Source organism: Deltaproteobacteria bacterium (assembly GCA_011773515.1).
In the GTDB taxonomy this organism is placed as follows: domain Bacteria; phylum Desulfobacterota; class Deferrimicrobia; order J040; family J040; genus WVXK01.
Window position 1 is genome coordinate 75940 of record WVXK01000048.1, and the last position, 7241, is coordinate 83180.

Below are 7241 nucleotides of genomic sequence, written 5' to 3' on the forward strand. Positions count from 1 at the left end.
AACAGGTCGGTTACGCCGAGGAGGGATTTTAAAAAGGGAACGGGATTTCTGTTTCTCATCATGGTAAAAACACAGACGGTCTTATGTCCATTCTCCCGCCTCATTTTGACCAGCTCGTGACGAAGCGTCCAGGATGAGAGATAGTTGTGACCCACATCGAGCAACACAAGGGGATCATTTGAAACCATCTCGAATCTTGCCGGTATGCAGGTTTGCTTTATTCCCTCCCTGATTGCTGTGCTCAGTTTTTCAAATTCTATTCGACAATGATCGCCGAGCTTCAAAGCTGCAGCCGCGGCAATCGCAGCGTTTCTATATTGGAAGTCGCCTGGAGATGTCTTCCAGAGTTTCTTTAAGGTAACACTATTCGAAGTAAAATTGAATGCACCGTTTCCCAGCTTCTCGAAAAAAAAATTCCGTCCCAGGACGCTCAAATGGCAACCTGTTTTTTTACATCTATTCTTTACAAGATTACCCAGGTAGTGGGGAAGCGAGCTGGAAACGAGAAACATCCCTTTCACATGCCCGATTTTTTCCAGCAAGATCTCCTCGATCGAGTTTCCGAGATATTCAGTGTGATCGAGGGAAACATCGGTGAGAACGTCCCCGATATTGCCGGCAATTGCCGTCGCATCCAGCCTTCCGCCGAGACCCGTTTCCAGCACCGCCACATCTACCCTCTTTTGCCGAAAATAGTCCAGTGCAACAGCCGTGGCGAGCTCAAAAAAAGTCGGCCTATCCCTTAACAGCTTTGGGAGGGAAGAGAGAACGCTTTTTTCCAGTTCCCCCATGTCATGAAGCAGGTCTCCCTCATAGAGCGCGTTTGAAACCCGTATGCGCTCTTCAGGTTTCCGAATATGGGGAGACGTATATAGACCGGTCGTTGCACCAGTTTTGATAAGAACGCTGTTCAGAAAGTAGGCTGTCGACCCTTTTCCGTTCGTCCCTGCGATTCGAATGGAGGAGAACTTCTCCTGCGGGTTACCGAGGTACTTCAAAAGAATAAAAATCCTCTCGAGGCCTGGCTTGATGATCCCCGCTGAGCCCGTCATCACCTTTGTGAGGAAGGAGAGGGATTTTGTTCGCCTTTTTCTCTTTTGTTCGAATGCATGTACTTGAACAGGTCATACACCGTCTGTTTCAATTGAGTCCTGTCCACGATCATGTCGATCGTACCGTGCTCGAGCAGAAATTCTGCTCTTTGGAAACCTTCGGGGAGCTTCTGTTTAATCGTCTGCTCGATAACCCGCGGGCCGGCAAAGCCGATGAGCGCCCCGGGTTCGGCGATGATGACGTCGCCGAGCATGGCGAAGCTCGCCGCCACACCACCCGTTGTGGGATCAGTCAGAATGCTAATGTAGGGCAAGCCTTCGTTGTCGAACTTTTTCAGGGCCGCACAGGTTTTTGCCATTTGCATCAGGGACAGCGTTCCCTCCTGCATTCTCGCCCCCCCCGATGCGCTAACGATGACGAGCGGTATCCTTCTGCGCGTCGCCTCTTCCATTGCTATGGTAACTTTATCTCCGACGATACACCCCATGGAGCCGCCGAGGAAGGAAAAATCAAAAACGGCCAGAACGATTTCAATATCCCAAATCCTGCCCGTTCCCGTTATGACCGCCTCGTTGCGGCCCGTTTTGACGCTCGCTTCCTTGAGCCTTTCGGTATATTTCCTGGTGTCTTTGAAACCGAGAATATCCTCCGACTGGTATTCTGCTCCAAATTCACTGAAACTGCCTTCCTCGAGAAGGCTTTCAATCCGCTGGGAGACGGAAATCCTGAAGTGGTACTTGCATTTCGGGCATACATTGAGATTTCTCTCCACTTCCTTCCGGTATATGATCTCCAGGCATTTTTCGCATTTGATCCACAGGTTTTCCGGAACCCTGGTCTTCTTTTCGTTCATGCTTTTTTTCCTACCCTTAAAGATTGCCATCCCGAATCCTCAATTTTGTTTTTTCTACAAAAGCGGCGATGTTTTTTATAAGAGCTTCCCTGTTACTTTTGTACTTTTCCACCATTTTCACGCAAGCACTGCCGATGACAACACCATCGCATACCCGCGCTACCGACTGCGCCATCTCCGGGGTCGATATGCCAAATCCCACCACCACAGGGGTGTCGACACTTTTTTTCACCAGCCGAACTGCTTTTTTGTATTCACCGGGCAACCTGTTTCGCGTACCGGTTATGCCGGTTACCGATACGACATAGACGAAGCCGGACGTGCCGTCTGCGATCACCTTCGTCCTCCTTTCACCGGAGGCGGGGGTGACCAGCCCTATCCACGCGATATCATGTGCATCGGCGTACCTTCTGTAATTACCCCACTCCTCAAGCGGCAGGTCTACTATCAAGATACCATCAACTCCCGCGCTTTTACAGTCCCTGAAAAAATATTCCGCACCATATGCAAGTATCGGGTTCAGGTAACCGAAAAGGACAACCGGGGTATCGACAATTTCTCTCAGCTTCCTCACGAGATTCAGTGTTTTTTTGAGGGAGCAGCCACTTCCAAGAGCCCTGCCGAAAGCTCTCTGGATCACCGGGCCGTCGGCCATTGGGTCTGAGAAGGGAATGCCCACTTCCAGGATGTCCGCCCCGGAGACAGCGGCACAGAGAAAGAGCTCGAGTGAGGTCTCCATGTCGGGGTCCCCGGCAGTCAAATAGATAACGAGGCCCTTTTCTTTTCTTTCTCTCAGGCTCTGAAATTTTGCGGCTATCCTGTTCACCCTAGCCTCGGTCAATGAGCGTTGTCACGTCCTTATCTCCCCTTCCCGACAGGTTAACAACGACGACAGGCTCTTTATTCTCGGAATTTTTGGGAAACTTCATCGTGTAAGCCAGCGCGTGGGCCGATTCAAGGGCGGGTATTATTCCTTCCTCCGCAGAAAGCAGGTGAAACGCGTCTACAGCTTCCCTGTCCGTCACGGAAACATACTTTACTCTGCCGGTAGATTTGAGATACGCGTGCTCGGGGCCGACGCCGGGATAATCGAGCCCTGCAGAAATCGAGTGGGCTTCCTTTATCTGCCCATCTCTATCCATCAGCACGTACGACCTGCTCCCGTGGAGAACGCCAACACCGCCCTTTGCGAGAGTTGCCGCATGAAGACCCGTTCTCAGGCCCTTACCTGCAGCCTCGACACCGATCATGTTCACTCCTCTGTGTGAGAGGAACGGGTAGAAAAGGCCCAGGGCATTGCTCCCGCCTCCAACACAGGCAATAAGGGTATGGGGAAGGCTCTTTTCCCGGTTCAATATCTGCCGCTTCGCCTCCTGCCCGATTATCGACTGAAAGTATCTCACCAACCATGGATAGGGATGCGGCCCGGCCGTTGATCCAATCATGTAGTACGTCGTTCGAACGTTGGTTACCCAGTCCCTGATCGCTTCGTTCATGGCGTCCTTGAGCGTTTTGGAGCCCGATTGGACGGGGACGACGGTAGCACCGAGCAGCCTCATTTTGAAGACGTTGATCTCCTGCCGTTTCATGTCTTCAAGTCCCATGTAAATGATGCACTCGAGGCCCAGCATGGAGCACACCGTCGCAGTTGCGACACCGTGCTGCCCTGCCCCGGTCTCCGCTATGATACGCTTCTTCCGCATCCTCTTCGCGAGAATTCCCTGCCCGATAGTGTTGTTGATCTTGTGGGCCCCCGTATGGCAGAGGTCTTCCCGCTTCAGGTAGATCTTCACTCCACCGATCTTTTTCGAGATATTGGAGGCGAAATACAGGGGGGTGGGTCTTCCGGCGTATTCCGTGAGATATCTTCTCAGCTCACGCCTGAAGTCCTTGTCTTTCTTCGCCTCTTTGAATTCCCCCTCCAGGTCTTTCAGCGCCGGCATCAACGTCTCGGCCACGTACCTCCCGCCAAAATCGCCGAAGTAACCTTTCAAATCAGGGAGTTTTCTCTTCTGATGGCCAGACAAAATCAAGTGCCTCCTTGGCGTTTTTGATAAACTCCCTCATCTTTTTTGGATCCTTCACACCCGGGGAATGCTCGACTCCCGATGCCACGTCTACACCCGAGGGCCTGACAATCTTAACGATGGCTGCCACATTGTCTGGAGTGAGCCCCCCGGCCAGGAGAAACGGCCTCTTTATGTTGGCTGCAACGAGAACCTCGTAGTCAAAAGTCTGCCCTGAACCTCCGTATGCTCCCGGAACCGGAGTATCGAACATGATCCAGTGGGATGGGAATTGCTCGGCTCGCCTTACATCATCTATCGTTTCGGCCCGTATCACTTTTATGCTCTCCCTCTCCACCCGGTTGGCAACTTTTTCATCTTCGTCTCCCGACAGCTGCACACAGGATAGGCCCAGATGCTCTGCCACTCTGTTTATGGAGTCGGGGTCTTCGTTTACGAAAACTCCGACGAAACGGAGGGCAGAATCCGCTGAGCCGATGATATTCCTGCATTTTTCAACGCCGAGATATCTCGGGCTCTCGGGGTAAAAATTTAAACCCGCCGCATCGGCACCGAACCGGCCTGCAAACTCGAGGTCGGGGGCCTTTGTTATGCCGCAAATTTTTACCCTGAACAATGCCCCTGCTCCGCTGCTCTGTTACTCAACCTTCGGCAGTCTCGCGAGAGACTCTCTGATTTTATCTTCAGGGTATTCATAATCGATGAGCTTACCCGAGAGAAAATCGTCGTATGCGGCTAGGTCGAAGAAACCGTGACCGCTCAGGTTTAAAAGTATGGTTTTTTCGATCCCTTCCTCATCGGCCTTTCGCGCTTCCACTATTGCCGAATGTACCGCGTGAGCAGTCTCGGGCGCCGACAGGATGCCTTCGCTTTTGGAAAATATGGATGCGCTCTTGAAAATCTCTGTCTGGTGATACGCCTGGGCTTCGATCAATCCCTCCTGGTAGAGCTGGCTTATAAGAGGTGCATCCCCGTGATACCTGAGTCCACCCGCGTGAATCCCCGACGGAACGAAATCGTGCCCAAGGGTGTACATCTTTGCAAGGGGAGTCAACTGCGCCGTATCCCCGAAATCGTAGGCATAGACCCCCTTTGTAAGGGTGGGGCAGGCAGCGGGTTCAACAGCGATCACGCGAACTTCTCTTCCCCCTGTCAGTTTCTCCTGCAAGAAGGGGAAGGCGATGCCTGCAAGGTTGCTTCCACCGCCGCAACAGCCGATCACGATATCAGGGTAATCACCGACCAGCTCCAGTTGCTTTTTCCCTTCCAGGCCGATTATCGTCTGGTGCAGGAGGACATGATTTAAAACGGACCCGAGAGAATACGAGGTATCTTCCCTGGTTGCCGCATCCTCAACAGCTTCGCTGATCGCTATTCCAAGGCTTCCGAGTGAGTCGGGGTCCTCGCTCAAAATCTTTCTTCCCGAGTTCGTCTTGTCGCTCGGGCTGGGAACGACGGATGCGCCCCAGGTTTCCATCAACACTCTCCTGTATGGTTTCTGGTGATAACTCACCTTGACCATGTAAACAGTCGCCTCGAGGCCAAAAAAGGAGGCGCCCAGGGCCAGCGCGGAGCCCCACTGGCCTGCACCCGTTTCCGTTGCTATCCGCTTTCTCCCGGCCTGCTTGTTGTAGAAGGCTTGCGGTATCGAGGTGTTGGGTTTGTGGGATCCTGCAGGGCTCGTTCCCTCATATTTGTAATATATTTTTGATCTGGTGCCGATCGCCTCCTCCAGCCTCCTCGCCCTGTACATAGGTGTCGGCCTCCACAGGGAATAGATATCGAGCACATCTTCCGGGATGGGAACCCACCTCTCCTGCGTCACCTCCTGCTCAATCAGTTGCATGGGGAAGAGCGGTGACAGGTCATCCGGAGACACGGGCTGCATGGTTCCCGGATGGAGAACCGGCGCGGGCGGGTTCTTGAGGTCGGGCATAATGTTGTACCACGCTCTCGGCATTTCAGCTTCTTTCAGTACAATTTTGGTCTTCATGTCGCACTCCTTTCATTTTTTTTCCTATGAATATCTCGAGCTGTTTTGCTGGGTCATCGGCCATAACCAGCGCTTCCCCTATGAGAAAGGCATCTGCACCGAGTGCCTCGAGCCTTTCCATATCGGCACGTGTACGAATTCCACTCTCGATAACCACCGTCTTGCCATCCGGAACCCGGGGAAGAATCTTTTCAGAAACGGCAATATCGACGTGAAACGTATCAAGGTCCCTGTTGTTTATGCCGATCAAATCCGCCCCGGCTGAAGTGGCGATGTCCAGTTCCTCACGGGAGTGAACCTCGACAAGCGGTGTGAGACCGAGTTCAGTCGAGATGCTCACAAAATTGCTCAATTCATCCGGGGTGAGGATCTTTGCTATCAAAAGCACCATATCCGCCCCAAGATAGACGGACTCATGAATTTGTATCTCATCCACGACGAAGTCTTTCCTGAGCACCGGGATGGTTTCCGCCATTTCTGCAACCCTTCTCAGGTCATCTCCCGATCCTCCGAAAAAGTTTCTATCCGTCAGGACAGATATGGCTTTCGCACCTGCCCTGATGTACTCCCCGGCAAGGGTTACGGAATCAATATCGCCCCTGAATACGCCTTTCGACGGTGACCTCCTCTTGACCTCCGCGATGATGTTTCTCTCGCCGCGCCTTTTCAGGTCGATTATTTTTTTTCCCCTTCGAGGCCGTTTTCCAGTGTCCCTTCGAAAATCGGCCTTCAACCGGGCAACTTCTCGGCGTTTTGTATTTACTATCCTCTCGAGGAACATGGCTGCATGTCTTTACCTGGCAAAGTATGAAAGAAAGCGATCGAGCTTGTCCCCGGCACGACCGGAGAGTATCGATTCCCTTGCTAGAGCAACCCCCTCTTGCAGGGTATCTGCCATGCCCGCGCAAAAGATGGCAAAAGCGGAGTTGAGCACTACCATATCGGATGCGGCTCCCTCCCCGCCACTCAATATTGCTTTCAGGATTTCGCTGTTTTGTATCCCGTCGCCTCCTTTGATCTCTTCCCTTTTCCGGTACTCGAACCCGAGAGACCTGGGATCGAAAAGGTATTTATCTATCTTACCCCCTTCCACCTCCCATATGAACGTGGGAGCGCAAATGGAAATTTCATCGAGCCCGTCGGTCCCGTGGGCGATAATCGCCTTTCTGATCCCCAGTTCACGCATCACTTTAGCATACATCTCCCCCAGTTCCTCATTGTAAACACCCACGACCTGTCTGTTTGCCCCCGCCGGATTCGACAGGGGGCCCAGGATGTTGAATATCGTCTTTATGCCTATCTCTCTTCTTGGCTG

The 7241-nt window shown here is 52.5% G+C and carries 8 protein-coding genes; all 8 read right to left on the reverse strand.

What is annotated here, in order from left to right:
* Positions 1-1052: hypothetical protein (locus GTN70_04750; GenBank protein ID NIO16291.1), on the reverse strand; the 1052-nt coding region annotated here is incomplete at its 3' end.
* Positions 1052-1936, reverse strand: coding sequence for an acetyl-CoA carboxylase carboxyltransferase subunit beta (locus tag GTN70_04755; protein ID NIO16292.1), 885 nt, complete (start codon positions 1934-1936; stop codon positions 1052-1054). The genes GTN70_04755 and GTN70_04750, both read right to left, overlap by 1 nt.
* Positions 1923-2732: a tryptophan synthase subunit alpha gene (locus tag GTN70_04760; GenBank protein ID NIO16293.1), complete on the reverse strand. Its 810-nt coding sequence runs from the start codon at positions 2730-2732 to the stop codon at positions 1923-1925. Before GTN70_04760 ends, GTN70_04755 begins: the two co-directional genes overlap by 14 nt.
* A 1-nt stretch (position 2733) precedes the next feature.
* Positions 2734-3849, reverse strand: a complete 1116-nt coding sequence (gene trpB / locus GTN70_04765; protein NIO16294.1) for a tryptophan synthase subunit beta — start codon at positions 3847-3849, stop codon at positions 2734-2736.
* A gap of 52 nt (positions 3850-3901) precedes the next feature.
* Positions 3902-4549, reverse strand: coding sequence for an N-(5'-phosphoribosyl)anthranilate isomerase (locus tag GTN70_04770; protein NIO16295.1), 648 nt, complete (start codon positions 4547-4549; stop codon positions 3902-3904).
* A 21-nt stretch (positions 4550-4570) separates the two neighbouring features.
* Positions 4571-5926, reverse strand: a complete 1356-nt coding sequence (locus tag GTN70_04775; protein ID NIO16296.1) for a TrpB-like pyridoxal phosphate-dependent enzyme — start codon at positions 5924-5926, stop codon at positions 4571-4573.
* Positions 5895-6707 (reverse strand): indole-3-glycerol phosphate synthase TrpC, encoded by an 813-nt coding sequence (gene trpC / locus GTN70_04780; GenBank protein ID NIO16297.1) that lies wholly within the window; start codon positions 6705-6707, stop codon positions 5895-5897. Before trpC ends, GTN70_04775 begins: the two co-directional genes overlap by 32 nt.
* Before the next feature lie 12 nt (positions 6708-6719).
* Positions 6720-7241: anthranilate phosphoribosyltransferase (locus GTN70_04785; protein ID NIO16298.1), on the reverse strand; the 522-nt coding region annotated here is incomplete at its 5' end.

Excerpts from the sequence above, each read along its gene's own strand:
- trpC (NIO16297.1), bottom strand. The coding sequence starts at position 6,707 with ATGTTCCTCGAGAGGATAGTAAATACAAAACGCCGAGAAGTTGCCCGG.
- trpB (NIO16294.1), bottom strand. The coding sequence starts at position 3,849 with ATGCCGGCGCTGAAAGACCTGGAGGGGGAATTCAAAGAGGCGAAGAAA.
- GTN70_04775 (NIO16296.1), bottom strand. The coding sequence starts at position 5,926 with ATGAAGACCAAAATTGTACTGAAAGAAGCTGAAATGCCGAGAGCGTGG.
- GTN70_04755 (NIO16292.1), bottom strand. The coding sequence starts at position 1,936 with ATGGCAATCTTTAAGGGTAGGAAAAAAAGCATGAACGAAAAGAAGACC.